This window comes from Burkholderia sp. AU28863 (assembly GCF_002223195.1).
GTDB classification, from domain to species: domain Bacteria; phylum Pseudomonadota; class Gammaproteobacteria; order Burkholderiales; family Burkholderiaceae; genus Burkholderia; species Burkholderia sola.
Map to the genome: position 1 here is coordinate 860,448 of NZ_NKFE01000005.1, position 21,469 is coordinate 881,916.

19 protein-coding genes and 1 pseudogene are annotated in these 21,469 nt (G+C 66.2%); 6 read left to right on the forward strand and 14 right to left on the reverse strand.

The annotated features are described in order from the left end of the window. Positions 1-134: 134 nt before the first annotated feature. Positions 135-962, reverse strand: coding sequence for an RES family NAD+ phosphorylase (locus CFB81_RS20380; protein WP_089436312.1), 828 nt, complete (start codon positions 960-962; stop codon positions 135-137). 281 nt (positions 963-1,243) lie between these two features. Between CFB81_RS20380 and CFB81_RS35640 the strand changes: the two genes are divergently transcribed. Further along, positions 1,244-1,591 (forward strand): hypothetical protein, encoded by a 348-nt coding sequence (locus CFB81_RS35640; RefSeq protein WP_089436313.1) that lies wholly within the window; start codon positions 1,244-1,246, stop codon positions 1,589-1,591. 156 nt (positions 1,592-1,747) lie between these two features. Here CFB81_RS35640 and CFB81_RS20385 read toward each other — a convergent pair whose 3' ends face one another. The 8 genes from CFB81_RS20385 to CFB81_RS20420 form a co-directional block, all read right to left on the reverse strand. Next, entirely contained in the window at positions 1,748-2,497 is a 750-nt protein-coding gene (locus CFB81_RS20385; RefSeq protein WP_089436314.1) for a type II toxin-antitoxin system death-on-curing family toxin, read from the reverse strand. A 207-nt stretch (positions 2,498-2,704) separates the two neighbouring features. After that, on the reverse strand, positions 2,705-3,769 hold the full coding sequence (locus tag CFB81_RS20390; protein ID WP_089436315.1) for a 2-aminoethylphosphonate aminotransferase: 1,065 nt from the start codon (positions 3,767-3,769) through the stop codon (positions 2,705-2,707). Continuing rightward, on the reverse strand, positions 3,769-4,950 hold the full coding sequence (gene aepY, locus CFB81_RS20395) for a phosphonopyruvate decarboxylase (RefSeq protein WP_089436316.1): 1,182 nt from the start codon (positions 4,948-4,950) through the stop codon (positions 3,769-3,771). Before aepY ends, CFB81_RS20390 begins: the two co-directional genes overlap by 1 nt. After that, complete coding sequence (gene aepX, locus CFB81_RS20400) at positions 4,947-6,632, reverse strand: phosphoenolpyruvate mutase (RefSeq protein ID WP_089436317.1); 1,686 nt, start codon at positions 6,630-6,632, stop codon at positions 4,947-4,949. Before aepX ends, aepY begins: the two co-directional genes overlap by 4 nt. Then, the gene (locus CFB81_RS20405) at positions 6,629-7,396 is read right to left on the reverse strand and encodes an NTP transferase domain-containing protein (RefSeq protein ID WP_069618293.1); all 768 of its coding nucleotides are present in this window, start codon (positions 7,394-7,396) and stop codon (positions 6,629-6,631) included. Before CFB81_RS20405 ends, aepX begins: the two co-directional genes overlap by 4 nt. A gap of 35 nt (positions 7,397-7,431) precedes the next feature. Next, positions 7,432-8,433, reverse strand: a complete 1,002-nt coding sequence (locus CFB81_RS20410) for a TIGR00374 family protein (protein ID WP_069618292.1) — start codon at positions 8,431-8,433, stop codon at positions 7,432-7,434. Then, positions 8,430-9,239, reverse strand: a complete 810-nt coding sequence (locus CFB81_RS20415; RefSeq protein WP_089436318.1) for a 2OG-Fe(II) oxygenase — start codon at positions 9,237-9,239, stop codon at positions 8,430-8,432. The genes CFB81_RS20410 and CFB81_RS20415 overlap by 4 nt, the downstream gene beginning before the upstream one ends. After that, entirely contained in the window at positions 9,236-9,931 is a 696-nt protein-coding gene (locus tag CFB81_RS20420) for a CDP-alcohol phosphatidyltransferase family protein (RefSeq protein WP_069618290.1), read from the reverse strand. Before CFB81_RS20420 ends, CFB81_RS20415 begins: the two co-directional genes overlap by 4 nt. A 656-nt stretch (positions 9,932-10,587) precedes the next feature. Here CFB81_RS20420 and CFB81_RS20430 point away from each other — a divergent pair. Further along, the gene (locus CFB81_RS20430) at positions 10,588-12,102 is read left to right on the forward strand and encodes an acetyl-CoA hydrolase/transferase family protein (RefSeq protein WP_069618289.1); all 1,515 of its coding nucleotides are present in this window, start codon (positions 10,588-10,590) and stop codon (positions 12,100-12,102) included. A gap of 59 nt (positions 12,103-12,161) precedes the next feature. On the opposite strand, the gene CFB81_RS20435 is transcribed toward CFB81_RS20430, so the two are convergent. Further along, positions 12,162-13,691 carry a DHA2 family efflux MFS transporter permease subunit gene (locus tag CFB81_RS20435; RefSeq protein WP_089436319.1) on the reverse strand — a complete coding sequence of 510 codons (1,530 nt, stop codon included), beginning with the start codon at positions 13,689-13,691 and terminating at the stop codon, positions 12,162-12,164. Between the two features lie 136 nt (positions 13,692-13,827). Between CFB81_RS20435 and CFB81_RS20440 the strand changes: the two genes are divergently transcribed. Beyond that, positions 13,828-14,268, forward strand: coding sequence for a MarR family winged helix-turn-helix transcriptional regulator (locus tag CFB81_RS20440; protein ID WP_069621794.1), 441 nt, complete (start codon positions 13,828-13,830; stop codon positions 14,266-14,268). A 116-nt stretch (positions 14,269-14,384) separates the two neighbouring features. Here the strand turns inward: CFB81_RS20440 and CFB81_RS20445 are convergent. Beyond that, a pseudogene (locus tag CFB81_RS20445) lies at positions 14,385-14,561 on the reverse strand (DUF2938 family protein); the annotation flags it as partial. A gap of 104 nt (positions 14,562-14,665) precedes the next feature. Here CFB81_RS20445 and CFB81_RS20450 point away from each other — a divergent pair. Next, a complete protein-coding gene (locus CFB81_RS20450) occupies positions 14,666-15,091 on the forward strand; it encodes a helix-turn-helix domain-containing protein (RefSeq protein WP_089436320.1) in 426 nt (141 codons plus the stop codon). 158 nt (positions 15,092-15,249) lie between these two features. Here CFB81_RS20450 and CFB81_RS20455 read toward each other — a convergent pair whose 3' ends face one another. Beyond that, positions 15,250-16,131: a helix-hairpin-helix domain-containing protein gene (locus CFB81_RS20455; RefSeq protein WP_089436321.1), complete on the reverse strand. Its 882-nt coding sequence runs from the start codon at positions 16,129-16,131 to the stop codon at positions 15,250-15,252. A gap of 182 nt (positions 16,132-16,313) precedes the next feature. Next, positions 16,314-17,840 carry a sigma-70 family RNA polymerase sigma factor gene (locus CFB81_RS20460; protein ID WP_089436322.1) on the reverse strand — a complete coding sequence of 509 codons (1,527 nt, stop codon included), beginning with the start codon at positions 17,838-17,840 and terminating at the stop codon, positions 16,314-16,316. A 297-nt stretch (positions 17,841-18,137) separates the two neighbouring features. Between CFB81_RS20460 and CFB81_RS20465 the strand changes: the two genes are divergently transcribed. After that, on the forward strand, positions 18,138-18,575 hold the full coding sequence (locus CFB81_RS20465; protein WP_089436323.1) for a hypothetical protein: 438 nt from the start codon (positions 18,138-18,140) through the stop codon (positions 18,573-18,575). 28 nt (positions 18,576-18,603) lie between these two features. Further along, a complete protein-coding gene (locus CFB81_RS20470) occupies positions 18,604-19,440 on the forward strand; it encodes an SH3 domain-containing protein (RefSeq protein WP_089436324.1) in 837 nt (278 codons plus the stop codon). 119 nt (positions 19,441-19,559) lie between these two features. On the opposite strand, the gene ilvD is transcribed toward CFB81_RS20470, so the two are convergent. Continuing rightward, on the reverse strand, positions 19,560-21,419 hold the full coding sequence (ilvD, locus tag CFB81_RS20475) for a dihydroxy-acid dehydratase (protein WP_089436325.1): 1,860 nt from the start codon (positions 21,417-21,419) through the stop codon (positions 19,560-19,562). Positions 21,420-21,469 lie beyond the last annotated feature (50 nt).

Genomic DNA, 21,469 nt, shown 5'->3' on the forward strand with positions numbered 1-21,469 from the left:
TTCATAATAGACGATCACGTAAATATTCTCCCTCGTGAATTATTCATTTGTCGCGATGGGGTAGAGATGGTCACCCCATCGAGCAAACGGCACTTAAAAGAGCAAAGCGCAATTGTCTAGAAGTTTATAAAAATTTATTCCTGTACAATTTCTGGAAACATCCTCATCTGCTCTTTTGAACCAATCGCATGATAACGAGCCTCTCCAGATTGCTCATCGAAATCAACTACTAATTTAACCTTAAGAGAATTCTTGGATGATGCCCCAATTTCGCAGATCATTATTCCGATCGGATTAAGGCTGCTTTTTGATTTCCCCGGCAAGAATGCCACATTGAATTTTTCCGGAGATTGGACGGAGCGGTAGCACCAAGCGTCCTGTTCTGGATAGTTGAAATATGTGTCAGCGATTGCGCGAGTTATGGAGTATCGCCCTTCGCTTCCTTTCGGGACTAGCCTTGAGAACTCATCATTTAAAAATGAATAAAATAATCTCGATCGTTCATCTTTAGGAAGTGATGAGTTGTCGTAGTCACCAAGCACTGCGACATTTATCGGACGAAAGTATTTATATACGATAGCCGCGATATGCTTACTACTTCTCGCTCTAGCCTCATCTATTGCCAGCTCAAAGTCATCTGGACAGCAATACAAAATACTTTGTCCAATTTTGTTGAGGCGGCTTTGTACACTAACGAATTGTTTGGGCGGCTCCCATGCGTCTTCAATTCTTCGGATTGTCTTGAGTGGAATGCTAGTATCGTCTGGTGGAAGCGCCCGGACACGATAAAAAGTCCGTCCTTCCTCGTACGATCTCATTTCTGTCGCAAAGGAGAATGCGCTTCCAAAAATTGAAGTGACCGCATTTATGCACGTTTCGTCGCTGATCCCGTTTTCCGCCTGGAATCGGAAATCTAAAATTCTTTTCTCGATTTCGTCATCGTTGATATTAGAGGGAAGCATAATTGCACCTTATTGATTGTTTTTGTGAAGAGAATAAATTCGGGAGGGGCGCGCTCTCATTTTAAATTTACCAAAAATATTAATTAATGACAATAGACCATTATTGGGGATGTCGCGGGCCTATAAACTGACAAGGCCAATGTCCGCTTTTGGCCGGATGCCGCCCGATGCCGCCCCGCGCCGCTCGACGACATCTTCGTGCCCCCTTGCGACCACCCGGTTTTCTCCTAAGCCGTCATTCGTGTTAGCGTAATCGCCCCCCTACCGTTTCGGTTTCTGCCATGGCTTATCGACTGCACATCGAACGTGATCCGTCCATCTCGCTAGATGAATGGCGGGCCGCTATCCTCGGGCAAGCCTCCTTAAAAGAAGACGAGCGCCCGGTCACGTCGGTGAATCCAGTGACGGGCGAAAGGATTTCGATTCCGGGCAGACCTGGCGATGTCGCGGTCCTTGTCGATGGCGAATGGATCAAGTCCTTTAGCTGGAATCAGGGCCGTGCAAGTTTCAACGCGCCTCGGAATCTATCCGCGGTCGATCCAACGATGGCGGCGGCTATGCAACTGGCCGTGGCGCTTTCTGCCGTCATCCGGGGCGATGAAGGCGAGGTCTACCCGCTTGCTGGCTGAATTCCGCCGGCCGCTGCTCTGCAACGGGCGACTTCCGCCCCTATGCAGACGCTGGTGGTTCGGCAAAGCTGATATTCAGGAACGTAACACTCAGCCGACGGGAAAAGCGCAGCTTTTTGACGGTCGGCCGCAAGCGTTTGTTACGCCATAGTAGATTTACAAATCTGCTAAGCGCCGCATTAAGTCGCGATACTCATTGACGAAGTGATCAACCGATTGCTCAAGATCGTAGAAGACCGCGGAGTCAACACCTTGCGCCTCATCAAGACGCAAGGTCCGGCGGATTTTCTTTACCTCCCCAACTGCAACTTCGAAATTTGCACGGGGATAGCCTGTCTTTATCATCCATTTCTCGCGATGGATTTTTACGTAGTTGCGATCGGGTCTATCAAATGTGCAGCCCAATTGCTCTAACTGTGCCTTTAGATCTTTATACGGCATCGCTACGTCGCCAAATTTCTTCGCCCTCAGCCTTGGCTTCAACCAGGCAGTGATGGCTTGAGTTTCGGAGTCGGGAGATCTATCTACGCCGTCCAGCAAGGGGATTTCGTGTGCTGCGACAGATCGCGCCAGTTCGTATAAATCATCCTCGTTCGTATTGATTAGGTAAAATCGATTCTTCTCAAAAAGTGAGAGCATTGACAGGAGCGCAGTGCGCTTGTTCCCATTTTCAAATGCATGGCCCATGGCGACGCCATAGAACAAGTTCGCCGAAACCGCTTCAATGGTTTGATATTTATACACTCCACCCGCGGACGTATACTGGCGGTATACTGCAGACCCGAGTTTTCCCATGTCTAATGGATCCGTTCTCCCGAAAGCATCTCGGGCTGCAATTTGAAGCAATGCCATTCTTCTGCGGACGGCAAGCACCTCATCTTCTGAAAGTCGGTCAATTTCAACCATCAGCACGCGCCCCTTCGATGAACTTACGTTAAATAGACATGATATTTCCGTATATGAATTTATAGCACGGAAGAACGCTATTTTCGACTAATTTCCAACGACCGCTTCTGGCCGAATGCCGACAACGTGTTCCACACCCCAAGAATGTGCAAATGACAACAAAAAAGGCCCTTGCGGGCCTTTCGTCGACGAAGTTACGGACAACGCTTACCGCGTCAGCGCCGTAAACCCTTCCAGCAACCGCTCGACATCGGCCGCCTGAATCGCGCCCATCGTCGAGATCCGGAACAGTTCCTTCGACAGCCCGCCTTGCCCCGCATAAATCACGAAGCCACGTGCCTTCAGCCCGTCGTGCAGTGCTTCGTACGTCACACCCTGCGGCAGCCGATACGCACGCAGCACGACCGACGACGCACCTTCCGGCAGCACCAGCGGCATCCCGCGCGCCGCAAGCCCGGCCTGCGCCTGATCGGCAAGCGCCTTGTAATGCGCATGCCGCGCGCGCCAGCCGCCGGCCTCATCGAACTCACGCAGCGCCTCGACAAGCGCGTAATACGCATGCACCGACGGCGTAAACGGCGTATTCCGCTGATCTTGCAGCTTCGCAAGCCGCCCGAGATCGAGGTAGTAAGTCCGGCTCGCGGCCTTCACGAGCGCGCTGCGGCGCACGATCACGAACGCCGCGCCCGGCACGCCGTGCAGGCACTTGTTCGCGGTCGCGGCAACCGCATCGATGACGCCGCCTGCAAAATCGATCGCTTCCGCGCCGAAGCTGCTGACGCCATCGACAAGCATCTTCACGCCGCGCGCACGACAGACTTCGGCGATCGCATCGAGATCGTTCAGCCGGCCCGTCGTCGTTTCATGATGAATCACGGCGACATGCGAGTACCCACCCGCATCGAGCTTCGCGGCGATCTGCGCGAGATCAGGCGCCTGCATCCACTCATGCTTGAGCACGTCATGGGCGATGCCGTACTGCGTGGCGATCTGCGTGATCCGCTCGCCGTACACGCCGTTCTCGATCACGAGCAGCTTGCCGTCCTGCGGCACGAGCGCTGCGATCATGCTCTCGACGGCGGCCGTGCCAGAACCCGTCATCAGCACGGCGGCCCATTCGGCCGGATCGAGCTCGTACGCGGCGACGAGGCGCGCGCGCGCTTCATCCTGCAGGTCGAAGAATTCGCCTTCGCGATGGCACAGATCGGGTTGCAGCAGGCTGCGGCGCACGCGCTCGGTGAGCGTGACCGGGCCGGGGTTCAGCAGCAGCATCAATGGGCTCCTTCAACGTGGGCTTCGGTCTGCTCGGCGCCGATGTGCCGCATCAGACGGGTCTTGACTTCGACCGGCGTGACGGTCGGGCGGGGCAGGCCGTCGGGCACGCCCGTGCGGATCGCCAAGCGAACGAACTGCGCACCGTCGCTGGTCGAGGCGAGCGTCGCATCGAGCACGTCGAGCGTATCGCCTTCGACCGCCGACGCGTAACCGCAGGCGGCCGCGACACCCGCGAACGACACATGCTGCGACACCGTCGCCTGGCCGCCCGTCGATTCGTGTGCGCCGTTGTCGAGCAGCACGTGCGTGAGGTTGGCCGGGCCATAGGTGCCGAGCGTCGCGAACACGCCCATGCGCATCAGCGCGGCGCCGTCGCCGTCGACGGCCACCACGCGCAGGTCGGGGCGCGCAAGCGCGAGGCCGAGCGCGAGCGGCGTCACGCAGCCCATCGAACCGACCATGTAAAGCTGGTTCGGGCGATCGTCGAGCGCGTAGAGTTCGCGGCCGCAGAAACCGGTCGATGCGAGCACGACGGTCGAATCGACCGGCGTATGCGCGATCACGCGCTGCAGTGCGTCGTGACGGGTCGGCCACGCGTCGGCCGACGCGGCGCGCGGCGACGATTGCGCGGCGACGTGCGCCCGCGGCTTCGCGGCCGGGTTCGCCTTCAGTTCATACGGCGCGACGCTGCCTTTCTGCATCACGAGCGCGTACGGGCGGCCCGTCGCATCCATGTGCGCGATCGCGCGGTCGAGCGCCGGGCCGACCTGTTCGGGGTCGGTCGGGAACGTCTCCCACGGGATCTCCATCGTGTCGAGCATCGCCGGCGTGATCGGGCCCATCAGCGCGTGCTGCGGCTCGTCGGCCACGCCCGGCTGGCCGCGCCACGTGACGATCAGCAACTGCGGCAGGCGGAACGTCCAGGTGAGCGACGTGAGCGGGCTCACCGCGTTGCCGAGCCCCGAGTTCTGCATCATCGCGATCCCGCGCTTGCCGCCGAGCGTCGCGCCCGCGATCAGCGCGACCGCGTCGCCTTCGTTCGCGGCCGACACGTAGTGCAACGTCGGGTCCTGCAGCACGTAATTGATGAACGGCGTCAGGTACGAGCAGGGCACGCCCGCGTACCAGTCGAAGCCGCGTTCACGTGCGGCCTCGACGAACTGGGCCGCTTCGATCATTGTGCGCCCCCGTTGCCGGCGCCCGGTTCGGACAGCGGCGTCTGGCCGTGCGCGAAGTCGCCCGCGCGACGGAAGTCTTCCAGGTCGTTGACGCCGCGCCAGTGGCCGTGCACGTACTGCACCTCGATCTTCTCGCCGGCGGCGATCAGCTCGTTCAGCAGCGACGGGATGTCGAGCGTGTCGAAATCAGGGCGTGCCTGCAGCGTCGCGAGCGTCGCTTTCAGGCGGTCGACGCCGGCGCCGCGCACGTTCAGGAGACCGATCCAGCGGCCGTGCGGCGTGCCCGCCGCGACGTCGCTCGACACGCGTTGCAGATAGGTCTTCTGGCCGAACAGGCCGCGATCGTCGGCCGCCGAGCAGAGGGCGAAGTCGCGCACGCTCTGATTGGTCTCGGTGAGCGACGAATCGACCACCACGCTGAACTCGGCCTCGCTCTCCGCGAGGTCGCGCACGATGTAGCTGCGGAACAGCAGGTCGCCGTACGAGATCACGGTGTCGCCGGTCAGGCGTTCGGCCGCGCATGCGAGCGACGCGAGCTCGCCGGTCTGCGCGTGGCGCTCGTTGACGACGAGCTTGATGCCCGACGTATCGATCGCATCGGCGCGATAGCCGCCAACCACGGTGATGTCGTTCACGCCGTGCGTCTTGAACCCGTCGACGAGCCAGCGCAGCAGCGGCTTGCCGGCGACCGGCAGCATGACCTTCGGTTTGTCTTCGGTCACGGCTTCGAGGCCCTTGCCGCGGCTCGCGGCGAGCACGATCGCGGCATTCGACGCGCGCGACGACGACGACAGGTAGATACGCTCGGCGGCCGAGTACTCGTCGGCGTCCTGCAGGCGGAAGATCTCGTTGACCGATGCAACGCGGTCCTCGACGTTGATCAGCGTTTCGCTTTCGTGGATCTCGCGCGCGGTCGCCTGCATCGCGGATGCCGACGCGCGGATCAGGTGATTCGCCCAGATCACGGTGCTGATGCCGGCCTGGCGGAACACGTCGGTCGGCGTGCTGTAGTACTTGGTCGGCACGATCACGAGCGGCGCCTTGCCGCTCCATTCGCGCGCGAACTGCAGGATCTCGTCGGGGCGCGACAGCTTGCTGTGGATCAGGATCGCGTCGGCGCCGGCTTCCGCATACGCGTTCGCGCGGCGCAGCGCCTCGTCCATCCCCCAGCCCGCGATCAGCGCCTCGACGCGCGCGACGATCGAGAAGTCGGGATCGGTCTGCGAATCCTTGCCGGCCTTGATCTTGCCGCAGAACTCGTCGATTTCCGCGAGCGGCTGGCGCTCGCCGCCGATGAAGCTGTTCGTCTTCGGAAACTGCTTGTCCTCGATGCACACGCCCGCGATGCCGCGCTGTTCGAGCTTCTTCACGAGGCGGCGCACGTTGTTGAAGTTGCCGTAGCCGGTGTCGCCGTCGAGCAGGATCGGCAGGTCGCTCGCGTCGGCCATGAACTCGAGCACGTCGACGACCTGGGTCCAGCTCGCTTCGTTGTTGTCGCGCACGCCGAACTGCGCGGAGATCGCGAGGCCCGACGCCCAGATGCCCTTGAAGCCGGCTTCGCGGACGATCCGCGCGGACAGGCCGTTGTGTGCTTCCATCAGGAATTCGAGATCGCTGCTGACGAGCATGCGGCGCAGGCGCGCGCTGCGCGATTCGGTGAAGTTGGGTTCGCGTGCGTTCATCGTGCGGCTCCGGCGGTGGTGCGTTGAATCAGGGGAAGGATGTCTTGCGTCGCGCGTGCGACGTCGTTCGGAAAGTCGATCTCGATCCACGGCGAGCCGGTGACGTCGGCGACGTCGAACGAATGGCCGCCTTCGAGCAGCAGGTCGCGCACGGCTTCCTCGTGCGGCATGTTCGCGCGGCCGCTGTCGACATAGCCCGCGACGATCGCCGCGAGGCGGCGCGCGGTGCCTTCGGTGAAGCGGAAGAAGCCGACCGATTCGCCGATCGTGTCGTAGTCGAGGTCGACCGCGAGCTGCTTGCGCAGCTCGACCGGCACGCCGTTCTTCAGGCACAGCTTGACGGGTTCGTCGCCGGCCTCGAAGTCGCGGTCGATCAGCAGGCGGTCGACGGCCTTGTCGGCATCGGCCACCAGCGCGTGCAGGATGTTCTCGTCGTACAGCACGTCCGCGTCCATCAGCAGCACGTCGCCGCCGCGCGTCATCGCATCGGCGACGGTATGCACGGTCAGCACGCTGCCGAGGTCGTAGCGGTCGTTGATCACGATCTCTGCGGTGCGGCCGAGGCGCTTCAGTTCCTGCTCGACCTTCTCGTGCTGGAAGCCGAGCCCGAGCACGATGTCATCGACGCCCGCGGCGTCGAGCACGCGCAGATGGCGCTCGAGCAGCGACACGTCGTCGAAGCGCAGCAGGCACTTCGGGAACTGCGCCTCGGGCGGTTGTTGCAGGCGCAAGCCGAGGCCTGCCGCAAGAATGATGGCTCGCATGGGTTCTCCAACCAAAAAGCCGGCGATCTGAACGATCAGTCGGCGAGCGGCTGCGGCGCACGGCGCCGCTGCCAGTTTCTTTCACTGAAATGCAGATAGAGCAGGCCGGGCAGGCCGAGCGCGAGTTCGCGCGCGCGCTTCGCGAGCGACAGCGCGAGCGCCGCGTCGGGCGGCAGGCCGACCAGCGGCGCGAGCAGCAGATAGCCGCCTTCCTGCGCGCCGAGCGAGCCCGGGATCGCGAAGGCCGCCCCGCGAATCGCCTGGCCGACGCTTTCGAGCAGCAGCGCGTCGAGCCAGCTGACCGGGTGCCCGAGGAAGTGCAGTGCGAGCCACACTTCCGCGGTGCCGACGATCCAGCCGACGAGGCTGAGTGCGAAGGTCTTCGCGACTTTCGCGCGATCGCGATACAGCGCGCCGACCGCGCCGTCGATCGCGTCGGCGCGCGTGGCCAGCGACGACCAGTCGCGCGGGCCGAGCAGCTTCGACGCGAGGCGCAGGCCGCGGCCGAACAGCCCGCGCCGCTGCGCCGCGTAGAACGCGACGGCGAGGGCGCCGAGCACGCCGGTGGCGATCAGCGCGGGCGTGCGCAGATACGCGACCGATTCGTGCGTCGCATACAGGCTGAACGCGGCGATGCCGATCAGCGCGAACGCCATCTGCGCGAGCGCCTGCATCGTCGTGCCGACGGTCACGGCGGCGGCCGCGTCGGCCATCCGCGTGCCGCGCTGCGCGAGGTGGCGCACCATCAGCACGGGGCCGCCGATCTGCCCGGCGGGCAGCAGGCTGTTCACCGATTCGCCGACCCAGCGCGCGCGCAGCGCGTTGCCGAGTTCGGCACCGGGCTGCCCGCGGCGGAACATCACGGAGATCGCGACCGCGTCGATCGCGAGCGGCACGACGTGGAACGCCGCGACGAGCGCGAGGCCCCAGCCGGCCGCGAGGAACGTGGACGCCACGGCGCCGACGCCCTGCCAGGCCAGCAGTGCGATGAAGAGTGCGGTCCCGAGGGACAGCAGGATGAGGCCCGCGCGTGTCATGACCCGCTCGCGCGCCGCGTGGCCAGTTGCTTGAACACCTGGCGGAAACCGAAATACGCGATCGCGTCCTTCATGTTCGAGATGAAGCGCTTCCACGGCCGCATGCCGGGGTTCGTCACGTATTCGAACGTGAGCGACACGCGCATCTCGTTCTGGCCGAGCGGCGTGATGCGGTGACGCAGCTTGTCGCCATCGAACAGCACGATGCCGCCGTCGGCGATCTGCACGGAGCCCGGTTCGTCGGCGACGTCCGGGTTGCGCGTATGCAGTTCGTAGTCGAGCCGGCACGACGATTCGTCGATCACGCCGATCAGCAGCGTGTAGCGGCGGCCGTCGTAGTACGACGTGTCGTAGTGCCAGCCGATGTGGTCGCCGGGCTTCGTGTAGTAATACAGCGCGTACGCGTGCGGATCGTCGTCCGGCGACAGCATCAGCTTGTCGCCCGTGATTTTCTCGAGGAAGCCGATCAGCGCCTTCGAGCGATACAGCTCGGCGATGTACGGCGCCTGCTCGTCGATCGTATGACGGCTCACGCTGCCGCCCTGCTTGTGGCCGGGCAGGTAATTGCGGTTCAGGCCGGCCTGCATCGCGCGGGCCGCGTTCGCGAGCTTCGCGTGCGCGTCGGCCGGCAGGAAGGTGTCGAGGTAGAGGAACGAGCCCTGGCGCGTGTAGTCGCCGCGCAGGCGGTCGAGGTCGAGCTGGCCGACGCGGTCGGCCACGGTGCGATCGGGATCGGCCGCGGCTGCGCGCACGGGCGCGGGGCGTGCCGGGCTCAGCACGGAATCGTCGCGCGTGCTAGGAGTCATTTGGAAGCCTGGATTTCGGTTGGGTTCTGCGCGGCCGGGTTCTGCGGGAGGTTGCCGCGCCGCACGATGCGCCACCAGTCGATCACGACCCAGGCGGCGAACAGCGGGGCGCCGATCGACGCCGCGAGCAGGAACGGCTCGACGCCGTCGACGAGCGTCACGATCGGCAGCAGGTACAGCACGTCCTCGGTCTCGAAGCCGCCGGCGAATGCCTGCTTGGTGCCGGCCTTGCCGGCGATCGATTCGATCCGCATGCGCAGGAAGAAGATCAGCGCGACGGCCGCGCCGGCGACCGCGCCGAGCAGCACCGGCGACGCGGCCATCTGGCCGCCCTGGGCGACGATGCCGACGCCCATGCTGACGAACAGCGCGACCGTGACGAGCGCATCGGCCGCGAGGTCGTAAAAATGACCGATCTTACTGGACTTGCCGCTGATGCGCGCGAGTTCGCCGTCGGTGTGGTCGACGAAGTTCGACAGCACGATCAGGAACGCGCCTGCATTGCTCCAGCCGAAGCCGCCGTGCGCGAGGCACCAGGCGCCGGCGAGGCCGATCAGCAGACGAAGGGTGGTAAGGTGATTCGGCGTGATCGGCGTATCGACGAGCGGCCGGACAAGCGAGCGCGCGAGCCGCGCATCCCAGGTGCGTGGTGGGGGCGGCTCGGGGCGTTTGACGGTTTTTCTTTGGTCCATCGGCGAAATATATACGGAATTGTAATTTGTTGCTTTTTATTCGATCAATGTCCTGACATGCGGGAGTGTTACCGCGTCTTGCGGGCATCGGCCGGTTCAAAAGCGCAACCGCGAACGAGGTGGCCGACCGGGCGGCCGGACCCGCCTTCCAGTGTGGTTCGCGTCACGCGGCTGTCAAGGCCGGACGGGCCTCGCAGGCCGGCTCGGCGGTGTTTTTCGCGCGCCGCCCGGCCGGGGTCGCGCAGCCCATGCGACCTTGATTTCCATCAGCGCCGGGACAGCCGCATCGGGCGACAATCGGCCGCGCCGGATGGGTAGCGGCGATTACCGAACCGAACGTCGTCAAGGTCGATGCAAACCGGTCGATTGGCGCGCGACGGCAGGCGATCGCGAACCGGCGATTCGCCCGATGCTTTCGCACACCTTTCGTCGGCATCCGGTGCGGGCGGATCGCCTGTCACAGAACGATCGTTCGATACCCGGCAAATCCGGCAAGGATCTTTTGCATCCAGCGGACATTTCGCGGCGATGGCCTCTGCGATACTCCGACCGTGCCCGTGGTGCCGGGCCGCCCCTCGCGGCCCCAAGGGCTTCGCGTCGCTCAGGAGACACCCCCCGCGACGTCAACGACAGACCAAAGCGTCAGATAACCAGCCATGTCTTCATCACGCATCCTCGCTCCCGCCCTGCGTTCGCTCGTCCGCACCGCCGACGAAGCCGCCGCGCTGATCCGCCCCGGCATGACCGTCGCCATGAGCGGCTTCACCGGGTCGGGCTATCCGAAGGCCGTGCCGGCCGCGCTGGCCGCCCACATCGACGCGGCGCACGCGCGCGGCGAGGACTTCCGGATCAACGTGCTGACGGGCGCGTCGACCGCACCGGAGCTCGACGGTGCGCTCGCCCGCACCAACGGCATCTCGATGCGGCTGCCGTACCAGTCCGACCCCACGCTGCGCGACAAGATCAACGGCGGCGAAGTCGATTACCAGGACGTCCACCTGAGCCACGTCGCGCAATACGCGTGGTTCGGGCTATACGGCGATCTCGACGTCGCGATCGTCGAAGTCGCGGGCATCCGCGAGGACGGGCTGCTGATTCCGTCCGCGTCGATCGGCAACAACAAGACCTGGCTCGAGCGCGCGAAGCACGTGATCCTCGAAGTGAATGCGCGCCAGCCGCTCGGCCTCGACGGGATGCACGACATCTATTACGGCACCGCGCTGCCGCCGCACCGCAAGCCGATTCCGCTGACGAAGAGCGACGACCGGATCGGCGAGCCGTACCTGCGTTGCCCGGCCGACAAGATCGTCGCGATCGTCGAGACCGACGCGCCCGATCGCAGCAATGCATTCTCCGCGCCGGATGCCACGTCCAAGCAGATCGCGCTGCAGCTGATCGACTTCCTGCGCCACGAAGTGAAGCGCGGCCGCCTGCCGGAAAACCTGCTGCCGCTGCAGTCGGGCGTCGGCAACATCACGAACGCGGTGCTGGCGGAACTCAGCTCGGCCGGTTTCTCGAACCTGACGGCCTACACCGAGGTGATCCAGGACGGCATGCTCGACCTGCTCGACGACGGCACGCTGAGCTTCGCGTCGGCCACCGCGCTGTCGCTGAGCCCGGCCGCCGTGCAGCGTTTCGCCGACGAGATCGCGACGTTCCGCGAGAAGATCGTGCTGCGCCCGCAGGAGATCAGCAACCATCCGGAACTCGTGCGCCGCCTCGGCTGCATCGCGATGAACGGGATGATCGAGGCCGACATCTACGGCAACGTGAACTCGACGCACGTGATGGGCACGAAGATCCAGAACGGCATCGGCGGCTCGGGCGATTTCGCGCGCAACGGCTACCTGTCGTGCTTCATGTCGGCGAGTACCGCGAAGGGCGGCGCGATCTCGCGGATCGTGCCGATGGCGAGCCACGTCGACCATACCGAGCACGACGTCGCGGTCGTCGTCACCGAACAGGGGCTGGCCGACCTGCGCGGCCTGTCGCCGAAGCAGCGCGCGCGCAAGATCATCGCGACCTGCGCGCACCCGGACTACCGGCCCATGCTCGAGGACTACTTCGAGCGCGCGTCGCGCGACAGCTTCGGCAAGCACACGCCGCATCTGCTCGCCGAGGCGCTGTCGTGGCACGAGCGCTACGTGCGCACCGGCTCGATGAAGGCCTGACGTATCGGCCCGCGACGGGCGTGCGTCGTGCGCACGTCCTTCGCCTCTCCTTCGCATCGTCAGTCCATCGCCGCATGCGCGACGTCGACGCTCGCCGCTTTCTGCGGCGGGCGGATCAGCAGCAACAGCGGGACCATCAGCAGCGTCGCGACGAACATCAGCTTGAAGTCGTTCAGGTACGCGATCATCGTCGCCTGCTGGTTGATCGTGCGGTCGAGCAGCGCGATGTCGACGCGGCTGCCGGCCAGCGCCTGCACGGCGGGGTTGAACGGCGTGATGTGGGTCGCGAGGTCGGCATGCGCGACCTGCGTATTGCGCGTCATCAGCGTCTGCACGATCGAGATGCCGATACTGCTGCCGATGTTGCGCATCAGGCTGTAGGTGGCCGTGCCGTCCGCGCGCAGCTCGGGCGGCAGTGTCGAGAACGACAGCGCGCTCAGCGGCACGAACACGAGCCCGAGGCCGAAGCCCTGGATCACGCCGGGCCACACGATGTCCGCCTCGGACAGCACGATCGTGTACTGCATCATCTGCCACAGCGCGAGCGCGGAAATCGCCAGCCCGGCGAACAGCAACGTTCGCGCGTCCACGTATTTCAACAATCGTCCGACGAACAGCATCGCGATCATCGTGCCGGCGCCGCTCGGCGCGGTGACGAGGCCCGTCGTCGCGACCGGGTAGCCCATCAGGTTCTGCAGCATCGGCGGCAGCAGCGCGCGGGTCGCGTACAGCACCGCGCCGACCACGAAGATGAACAACGTGCCGGTCGCGAAATTCGGGTCGCGCAGCAGTTCCGACTTGAAGAACGACGCCTTGCCGACGGTCGTCGTATGCACGAGGAAGAACGCGAAGCCGAGCGCCGCGACGAGCGCCTCGATGCGGATCTCGTATGAGCCGAACCAGTCGAGCTGTTCGCCGCGGTCGAGCATCGCCTGGAATGCGCCGATCGCGAGCGCGAGCGTCGCGAAGCCGAATGCGTCGAATTTCACGTGCGGACGCGGCGGGCGCCCTGGCAGGAAGGTCATCACGCCGGCGAGCGCGAACGCGCCGATCGGCACGTTGATGAAGAACACCCAGCGCCAGTTGTAGCTGTCGGTGAGCCAGCCGCCGAGCGTCGGGCCGAGGATCGGGCCGACCATCACGCCCATCCCCCAGATCGCCATCGCCTGGCCCTGTTTCTCGCGCGGGTTGATGTCGAGCAGGATCGACTGCGACAGCGGCACCAGCGCGGCGCCGAACACGCCTTGCAGCAATCGCGCGCCGACGATCTGCACGAGCGTCTCCGACAGCCCGCACAGCGCCGACGCCACCGTGAAGCCCGCGATCGACACGATCAGCAGCCGCTTTACGCTCAGCCGATCGGACAGCCAGCCGGTGAGCGGCGTCGCGATCGCCGCGGCGACGATGTAGGAGGTCAGCACCCACGTGATCTCGTCCTGCGACGCGGACAGCGTGCCCTGCATGTGCGGCAGCGCGACGTTCGCGATCGTGCTGTCGAGGGTCTGGATCAACGTGGCGAGCATGATCGACAGGGTCAGCATCGGCCGGTTCAGTGCGGGCGAGGCGGGGGCGTCGGCGGCGGGGTTCAAGCGCGTGTCTCCGTGGGGCGGTCGGGCGTGGTCTGCGATCTGGCACGACGCAAATTATAAGCAGGCTTATTATATATCCGCTTATCTCTGAATGGCGGGTCGTGGGCCGGTTCCGGCTTGACCCTATAATCGCCGCATGGACAAGACCTACGAGAACCGGATCGGTTACCTGATCGCCGACGTGGCCCGCCTGAACGGTCGCCTGTTCGACCGGCGCGCGAAGCGCATCGGGCTGACGCGGGCGCAAAGCCGCGTGCTCGCGTACCTGACGTGGAAGGGCGAGATGAACCAGGCCCGGCTCGCCGAATGGCTCGAGATCACGCCGATCTCGCTCACGCGGCTGCTCGACCGGATGGAAGGCTATGGCTGGATCGAACGCATCGCGAACGACGACGACCGCCGTGCGTTCGTGATCCGGCTGACCGACAAGTCGCGCGAGATCTTTCCGCAGATGCTGGAAGTGGGCGATACCGTCGCCGACGACGGGCTGCGCGGCTTCACGCCCGACGAGCGCGATACGCTGGTGCGGCTGCTCGGGCGCGTGCGCCGCAACCTGATCGATTGCGGCGGCGAGTGACGCGGGCGCCCGGTCGGGCGCACGGGGCAATGAGACTGCGTGGTCAGGCTCGGCCGCGTGTAGAAGGACGGTGAACGGGTGTTGCAGGGGAGGTTGAGGGTACGCCGGCGCGCTGGTCAACCGGCCGGCGCCGCGAGCGTGTACGCCGCAAGGTAGAGCCCTACGCCGTACGACAGATGCGTGACGAGGCTGCGCCGGCGCGCGACGTCCGGCTGCGGCGTGCGCGACGCCGCGATGCAGAAACCGAACGCCGGCTGCATCACGAAGAGCGGTGCGGCCATGCTCGCGGGCCCCACAGCGGAATACGACGCGGTTTCAACGGTTTCATGACGGTCCGGGCTTGTCTTCGTGGAGTCGGGCGATTATCTTGCAACTTCAAGTTCACTTGAGGTCAAGCATGAGCCGACTGGACATTGCGGACGTCGCGCGGCGCACGGGGTTGCCCGCGTCGACGCTGCGCTACTACGAGGAAAAGGGGCTGATCGTTCCGATCGGCCGGCACGGGCTGCGGCGGCAATACGACGAATCGGTGCTGGAGCGCCTGGCGCTGATCGCGCTCGGGCGGGAGGCCGGGTTCTCGCTCGACGACATCCTCGCGATGGTCGGCGCGGAGGGGCGGCCCGCGATCGATCGCGCGAAGCTCGACGGCAAGGCCGACGAGCTCGATCGCACGATCCGCCGTCTCGGCGCGGTGCGCGACGCGTTGCGGCATGCGGCCGTGTGCCCGGCCGCGAACCATCTCGAATGCCCGTCGTTCCAGAAGCTGCTGCGTATTGCCGCGCATCGTCATCCGGCGCGCCGCGCGAAGGCGGAAGCTGCGTAGGCGGCGAATCCGCATGAAGCGGGCGGTGCGGTAGCGGTTCGGAGCGGTGCGGCAGGAGGGCGGCTACGTGGCGACGTGACCGGTTCGACGTGCCGAATCGCGAAAAGGCGATACGGCCCGTATCGCCTTCGACGTCGGCGAGACCGCCGACGCCTGCATCACCCCGCGTAATACACGCGGCATTCCATCTCGCGCCCTCGCACGATCCGCTTGCCGGCGAGCGCGCCGTACGTCCCGGTAAACACGGTGCGCTGGTGCTCGCACTGCACGGCATCGTAGAAATAGAGCGACACCCAGTCGGTCGGGCGCCCGGCTTCCGGCGTGCGCATGGCGGCATGCTGGCTCAGCACCGTGAAATGCCAGCCGCCCTTGGTCATGTGCATCACGGGCGGCGGCACGTAACCGTCCGCGTTCAGGCGCCGGTGCGCGAGCGTCGGCAGCACGCCGGCGGCTGCCTTGTTGCGGTACTGGCGATCGATGTAAAGCAGCAGTTCGACGGGCGGCTCCGTGCCGGGGCCGGCGTGTCGCATGTGGCCTTGCCAGCGCCGGCGGCGGCTCAGCACGTCGTCGAGCGCGGCGCGGATGCCGACCGCGCGCCGCGGGCCGACGCCCGCGATCGTTTCGAGCTGGCCGTTGCGGGCCGCGCGTTCGAGCTCCTCCAGTGTGTCGATATGCAGCGCATCGTGAATGCGCAGCGCGAGCGCGTGGCCGATGCCCGGCACCGCTTCGAAGGCCGACGCGCGTTCCGCGTCGCCGCGCAGGCGGTCGAGCTGGCGCCAGCGCCCCGTCACCAGCAGCTCGGCGATCGCCTGCGCGACGCCCGCGCCGATGTCGGGCAGCGCGCCGAGCGCCTCGACGCCGCCGGTGTCGAACACGCTGCGAATGTCACGGTCGAGCGCGTCGACCGTATCGGCCGCCGAGCGGTACGCGGCGACCCGATACGGGTTCGCGCCCTGGTCGACGAGCCACTGCGCGGCCTCGCGCAGGCAGGCCGCGACAGTCCGGTTTTCCTCGTACGTCTGGCTGACGGTCGACTGCATGGCAAGGGACCCGGAAAGCACAAACGGAATGGACGCGGCGCACGACGCGCCGGTCGGCTGTCAACCATTGTCGCGACGCGCGATGAAGAAAACTTGATGCGCGTCAATGGCAAACGTAACACAGGCGCGCAGCGCACGGTCGGGCCGGAACGCGGCCCGACCGTGCGCTGCGCGCGATGCGGTTACGCGTCGAGAAACGACTGCGCGTTCTCGGCCTCGGCGGCCGTACGCAGTGCGGCGAGCGCGCGTTTCTCGATCTGCCGCACGCGCTCACGCGACATCCCCGCATCCTGCGCGATCGCGTCGTAGGTGTCGGGCTCGGTGCCGCCGAGGCCGAACCGCCGGCGCAGCACGTCGGCCTCGGTCGGCGTGACCGAACGCAGCAGCGCCCGTACGCAGTCGCGCATGCGCGTGTCGGCCAGTTGCTCGAACGGGCTGGCCGACGCCTGATCCTCGATCAGCTCCACGAGGCCGGTGTCCGCGTCGGGCAGCGGCGTGTCGAGCGAAACCGGCTCGGCGGGAAGCGCGAGCACCGCGCGCAGCTTGCCTTCGTCGAGGCCGGTTTCGGCCGCGAGCTCGGCCGGCGTGGCCCGCCGGCCGGTACGTTGGCGAAAGCGGAGCGCATGCCGCTGCACGCGCTGGTACTGGTCGCCGACGTGCACCGGCACGCGGATCGTGCGCGAACGATCCGCGACCGCGCGCGCGATCGCCTGGCGGATCCACCAGGTCGCATAGGTCGAGAACTTGAACCCGCGCCGGTATTCGAATTTCTCGATCGCGCGCATCAGGCCGAGGCAACCGTCCTGCACGAGGTCGGACAGGTCGACGCCGCGATTCAGGTACTTGCGCGCGATCGACAGGACGAGCCGCAGGTTCGCCTCGAGCATCGCACGCGTCGCGTCGCGCACCTTCTGCTGGCCGTCGCTCAGCGCGGCTGCAAGGGCGCGCCGCGCGACCGCGTCGAAGCACGCGGCGTCGGTCGCCGACGAATCATCGCGGGCGGTGGCGAGTGCGCGCACGGCACGACTTGCGTCGTCGACGGCCGGCGCGACCCACGCGAGCGAACCGAGCAGGGTCGCCACTTGGTTGCGCGCGTCGCGGTATTCGGCCGAGCGGCTGCCATGCGCATGCAATGCGTCGCGCAACGCCGACACCGCTGCGTGCAGCGCGTCGTAGCGGGCGGGCGCGGACGTTTCGCGATCCTCTTCATCGGGCGATCCGGCTGCACCCGTCGCGCGATGGCGCTCGAGCAGCGCGTCGACCGCGGGCGGATAGCCGGCAATCGCATGCAATATCTGATGGCGGCCCGTCTCGATCTCGCGGGCGAGCACTATTTCGCCTTCGCGCGTGAGCAGCGGCACCGCGTGCATGCGCCGCATGTACAGCGCGAGCGGATCGGTCGACGCGCTCGTGCCGCGCGCGAGGTCGCCGAGCATGGCCCGGCCTTCGTCGAGCGCGTCGCGATCGACCTCGACCGGCGCCGCGCCAGCGAACGGTGCAGGCACGGCCGGCTCGTCGAGTACCGCGATGCCGATGTCGGCCAGCGCGGCGCGCACGACCTCGAGCGCGTCGGGGCTGTCGCTTTCGGGCGGCAGCGCGTCGACGAGGTCGGCGTGCGTCAGATAACCCTGTTCGCCGGCAAGGGCCAGCAGCTGGATGATCGGATCGAGCGGGGTGTCCGCCCGGGGAGTGGGGCGTGGCGTAGTCATGTCGATGGCGGCGCGAGCCGCGTTCCTGTCAGGGCGGGCCGAAGCCCGCCGGTTTGCGGTTGCCGGTGGGTCGCGGACGCCCGTCCGCGCCGGTCAGCCCGACATCGTTCAAGTTGAGGGCATTTGCGCCAACTTCAACGCCGGCGCCGCGGACGGGCCAGCACGCGGCGTGCCCGGCCGGCCGCAGGGTGCAGGAAACAAAAAGTAACCGATCATACGCGCGGAAATCCGCAGGGGACGTAAGCTAGAGTCAGGCGCGCGCCCGGCGGCGACGCGCGGATTCTGCCGGAGTACGAGATGAACCCGATTCCCGCCGCGAGGCCCGCCGTCTTCGCGCTGGCTGCACTGACGCTTGGCGGCTGCTACTACACGAGCCCGTACGGTTATGCACCTTATTACGCGCCGGTGTCCGCCACGGTGACGCAGCGCGAGATCGCGGCCGCACCGACTGCGTCCGGTCCGGCCGCATCGACCGTACGGCAGGCGCAGGTCGACGCCGGCACGGCGGTGCCCGTGTATGTCGCCCCGGCCTATGTGCCGCCGCCGTATCCGTATTACTACCCGGCGTACTACTCCGGCTGGTACGGGCCGCCCGTGACGATCGGCTTCTGGGGCCGCTGGGGCGGCGGATACTGGGGCGGGCGCGGCGGGTACTGGCATCGTCCGTGGGGCGGCGGGCATTGGGGTGGCGGTCACGGGGGTGGCGGTCACTGGGGGGGCGGCCATCGGCACTGACCGGCGCGCGACGGCGCGGGAGAGCATCATGAGGAACACGATTGTCCGAAGTCTGTGCATCGTCCTGGCCGGCCTCGCGGCCGCACCGGGCGTCGCCGATGCGCAGAGCAGCGCTTACACGAATTCGCCGGCCGAGCTGTATGCGGGGCCGGCGCCCGATTACCCGGTGGTCGCGCAGATTCCGCCCGGCACCGCGCTGGGCGTATTCGGCTGCCTGGGCGACTACACGTGGTGCGACGTCGCGCTGCCGGGCGTGCGCGGCTGGATCGATGCGCAGTTGCTCGACTATCCGTATCAAGGCAGCTACGTGCCGTTGCTCGAGTACGGCGCGATCATCGGCGTGCCGGTGACCGGATTCGCGATCGGCGCGTACTGGGATCGCTATTACCGGCACCGCCCGTGGTATCCGGACCGCGACCGCTGGGCGCATCGGGCGGAGCCGAGGCTCGGCCCGGGCGGCATGCCGCCGGCGCAAGGGCGTCCGCAACCGGGCGCGCCGATGCAGGTCGCGCCGGGCGGCCCGCCGCCCGTGCATGACACGCGGCCGTCGGCGACGCGCGGCGGCTGGAACGGTGCGAACCGGATGCCGGCGCCGGCCGCGCCAACGCCGATGCCGGGTGGGGCGGGTAATGCGCGTCCGGGCAGTCCGGCGCCAACGCCGATGCCGGGCGGAGCGGGCAATGCGCGTCCGGCCGGCCCTCCGCCGGCCGTGCTGCGGCCGCCGCCCGCCCCGGGCGGCGAGGCCCGCACGATGCCGCCGCCGGTGCGGCAGGGCGGCGGCGGTTATGCGCAGCCGCAGGGCGGCGGAAACGGTGGCGGTCACCACGGCGGCGGTGGTGGCGGCCCCGACGAACGCCGGCACTGATCGCGCCGGTGCCGCGGGTGCGCCGCGCCCCGGACGAAAAAAAGCCGCTCCGGAGAGCGGCCTTGAGATCAGGCAAGCGGGCGAGGTAACGTGCTACCGGTCGCCCGCAGCCCGCTGCGTCAGTCGTCCAGCAGCGACAGGTCGCGCACCGCACCCTTGTCGGCCGACATGACCAGCTTCGCGTATGCCTTCAGCGCCGCGGACACCTTGCGCGGACGCGGCTGCGCGGGCTTCCAGCCCTTTGCGTTCTGCTCCTCGCGGCGGCGCGCCAGTTCCTCGTCCGACACGAGCACGTCGATCGTGCGGTTCGGAATGTCGATGCGGATCCGGTCGCCGTCGCGCACCAGGCCGATTGCGCCGCCCGCTGCCGCTTCGGGCGAGCAGTGGCCGATCGACAGACCCGACGTACCGCCCGAGAAACGGCCGTCCGTCAGCAGTGCGCACGCCTTGCCGAGCCCCTTCGACTTGATGTAGCTGGTCGGGTAGAGCATTTCCTGCATGCCGGGGCCGCCCTTCGGGCCTTCGTAGCGCACGATCACCACGTCGCCGGCCTTGACCTTGTCGTTCAGGATGTTCTCGACCGCTTCGTCCTGCGATTCGGTGACGTGCGCCGAGCCTTCGAACACGAGGATGCTTTCGTCGACGCCGGCCGTCTTCACCACGCAGCCGTCGAGCGCGATGTTGCCCGTCAGCACGGCGAGGCCGCCTTCCTTCGAGAACGCATGCTCGTACGAGCGGATGCAGCCTTCGGCGCGGTCGAGGTCGAGGCTCGGCCAGCGCGTGTTCTGGCTGAACGCGACCTGCGTCGGGATCCCGGCCGGGCCGGCCAGGTAGAACGTGCGGACCGCTTCGTCCTGCGTGCGGACGATGTCCCACTGGTCGAGCGCATCCTTCAGCGTCGGCGCGTGCACGGTCGGCACGTCGGTGTGCAGCTTGCCGGCGCGGTCCAGTTCGCCGAGGATCGCCATGATGCCGCCCGCGCGGTGCACGTCCTCGATGTGGTACTTGTTCGTGTTCGGCGCGACCTTGCACAGCTGCGGCACGATGCGCGACAGGCGGTCGATGTCCTTCATCGTGAAGTCGATGCCGGCTTCACGCGCAATCGCCAGCAGGTGCAGGATCGTGTTGGTCGAGCCGCCCATCGCGATGTCGAGCGTCATCGCGTTCTCGAACGCCTTGAAGCCGACCGCGCGCGGCAGCACGCGTTCGTCGTCCTGCTCGTAGTGCTGGCGCGTCAATTCGACGATGCGGCGGCCGGCGCGCTTGAACAGTTGTTCGCGGTCGGCGTGCGTGGCGACCACCGTGCCGTTGCCGGGCAGCGACAGGCCGAGCGCTTCGGTCAGACAGTTCATCGAGTTCGCGGTGAACATGCCCGAGCACGAACCGCAGGTCGGGCACGCCGAGCGCTCGACTTCGGCGACGTCGGCGTCCGAATACGACTGGTCGGCCGCGATCACCATCGCGTCGACCAGGTCGAGCTTCTTCAGTTCGATGGACTTGGTGACAGGGTTCGCGAGGCGCGTCTTGCCGGCTTCCATCGGGCCGCCCGACACGAAGATCACCGGAATGTTCAGGCGCATCGCGGCCATCAGCATCCCCGGCGTGATCTTGTCGCAGTTCGAGATGCACACCATCGCGTCCGCGCAGTGCGCGTTCACCATGTATTCGACCGAATCGGCGATGATGTCGCGGCTCGGCAGCGAATAGAGCATGCCGTCGTGGCCCATCGCGATGCCGTCGTCGACCGCGATCGTGTTGAATTCCTTCGCGACGCCGCCCGCGGCTTCGATCTCGCGCGCGACGAGCTGGCCGAGATCCTTCAGGTGAACGTGCCCGGGGACGAATTGCGTGAACGAGTTGACGACCGCGATGATCGGTTTCGAGAAATCGTCGTCTTTCATGCCGGTGGCGCGCCACAGCGAGCGCGCACCTGCCATGTTGCGGCCGGCGGTGGAGGTTTTGGAACGGTAAGTGGGCATGGTGATGGCTGAAGAAATATCGCGGGAAAAGGGTGGAGGCTCGGGGAATA